This is a genomic window from Candidatus Neomarinimicrobiota bacterium (genome assembly GCA_034716895.1).
Classification (GTDB): Bacteria; Fidelibacterota; UBA8477; order UBA8477; family JABMPR01; genus JABMPR01.
This window is the reverse complement of sequence record JAYEKW010000132.1, coordinates 1-2,091: the sequence shown is the minus strand read 5'-3', so window position 1 is coordinate 2,091 and position 2,091 is coordinate 1. Positions and strand designations below refer to the sequence as shown.

Genomic DNA, 2,091 nt, shown 5'->3' with positions numbered 1-2,091 from the left:
TCCGTTTAGATGGTGAAACTGCAACTGCCATTGAAACGCTAAAGGGCGATTCCCTCCCGGAGCAATCAGCTTGTGGACGGATTCCCATCAGCGGTCTATTGCAGGTGGCTCGACAACGAAAAATGAGTATCCAGCGTTTTGATCTACGCAATTCTGGTGATACATCTGGCGATAAACGGCAAGTGGTGGGTTATGGAGCCTGGGGGTTATATGAGTAACTTTTATAGGCCACAAATTTACACAGATCTACACGGATGTGAATTATGGCTTGGATAACGGATCGCAAGAAGGATCAATTGTATGATCAACAGGAACAAGCCAGGCTACTGCAACTTGCCCGTAGCTCTGTGGAACATGGAATTAGTCACGGTGGCGCATTATCAGTAACCATGAGTGACTACAGCCCGCATCTTAAAAAGCCCGGTGCTGCTTTTGTGACCCTGGAAAAACACGGCCAACTCAGGGGCTGTATCGGCTCCGTGGAAGCTTATCGTCCTCTGGTGGAAGATGTGGCTGAAAATGCCTGGAATGCAGCTTTCCGGGATCCCCGCTTTGGATCGGTCACCCACTCTGAATTACACCAACTCCATTTTGATATCTCTGTTCTCACAAAACCTCAGTCAATGCAGTTTGATTCTGAGGAGGATCTGAAACAGCAGATAGTCCCCTGGGAAGATGGATTAATACTGCGAGATGGTTATCACCGGGGACTCTTTCTCCCGGCTGTTTGGGAGAAATTACCCGATATAGACACTTTCCTCTCCCATTTGAAGCAAAAAGCAGGTTTACCATCAGGTTACTGGTCTGACAAATTACAAATTGAGCGCTTCTATAGCTTTGAGTTCGGTGATAATGTTTAGGTTGAGTTTAAGGCGAAATCTCTCGCAAAGGTACAGAGACGCTGAGGGGTGTTTATGTTAAGGCAGAGCATATTTATCATTCTTTACGGACTTAACGTTCTTTTCGGTTAACAAAATGACGAAACACCCCATATTCTGTGAACCTCTCGATGATGATCGGCTTCTGTGCACGCTGTGTCCCCGCGCCTGCAAGCTTGCTGATGAACAACGAGGGCTGTGTTTTGTACGACAGCGTCAAGGCGAACAAATTGTCCTAACCACCTACGGACGATCCAGCGGGTTTGTAATTGACCCGATTGAGAAGAAGCCCCTGAACCATTTTCTGCCGGGGACGCCAGTCCTTTCTTTTGGGACAGCCGGTTGTAATCTGAGTTGCAAATTTTGTCAGAACTGGGATATGAGCAAATCCCGGGAAATGGATATCCTGCAATCACCAGCCACACCGGAAGCAATTGCCTCAGCTGCTCAGAACCATGGATGCTCCAGTGTCGCTTTTACCTACAATGACCCCGTAATCTTTTATGAATATGCCGTGGATACAGCCATAGCCTGTCACCAGCTGGGAATCAAGACGATTGCTGTAACAGCAGGATATATATCTGGCCAGGCACGACCTGGATTCTTTGAACATATTGATGCGGCCAATGTGGATCTCAAGGGGTTTAGTGAAAGTTTCTATCATGATCTTTGTGGTGGATCACTGCAGCCTGTTCTGGATACGCTAGAATATTTGGTAAATGAGACAAAAGTTTGGACCGAAATTACCACCCTGCTTATTCCCGGGGAGAATGATTCTCTTGAAGAAATTGATGCTATGACCCGCTGGATTGCCAATAAACTGGGGACTCACATCCCGTTGCACTTCTCGGCCTTTCATCCCGATTACCGGCTCACACAACGCCCCGCCACATCTCATTCATCATTAAAGCAAGCCTGGAAAATTGCCCGAAGAAATGGCATCAAATATGTGTATCTGGGAAATGTTCAGGACAATGCACACTCCGCTACTTATTGTTCTAATTGTGGAAAGTTGCTCATCTCTCGCATTGGCTATACTCTGGACCAGTGGCATTTGAATGCTGAGGGCCACTGTAAATATTGCGGCTGTGTTATCCCTGGTGTTTTTGAAGATCAACCTGGTAATTGGGGGAATCGATATGAGCGGATCAGGATTTGATTTTATTCCATAACGAGGGGAGTGGTAACATCCTTCTTTTTTGGCTAACCACCT

3 protein-coding genes are annotated in these 2,091 nt (G+C 46.7%); all 3 read left to right on the top strand.

Annotated features, from left to right (window positions below; genetic code table 11):
* Window positions 1–218: AmmeMemoRadiSam system protein B (gene amrB, locus U9Q77_08485; GenBank protein MEA3287397.1), on the top strand; the 218-nt coding region annotated here is incomplete at its 5' end.
* A 45-nt stretch (window positions 219–263) separates the two neighbouring features.
* On the top strand, window positions 264–860 hold the full coding sequence (amrA, locus tag U9Q77_08480) for an AmmeMemoRadiSam system protein A (GenBank protein ID MEA3287396.1): 597 nt from the start codon (window positions 264–266) through the stop codon (window positions 858–860).
* Window positions 861–975: 115 nt separating this feature from the next.
* Entirely contained in the window at window positions 976–2,037 is a 1,062-nt protein-coding gene (amrS, locus tag U9Q77_08475; GenBank protein ID MEA3287395.1) for an AmmeMemoRadiSam system radical SAM enzyme, read from the top strand.
* Window positions 2,038–2,091 lie beyond the last annotated feature (54 nt).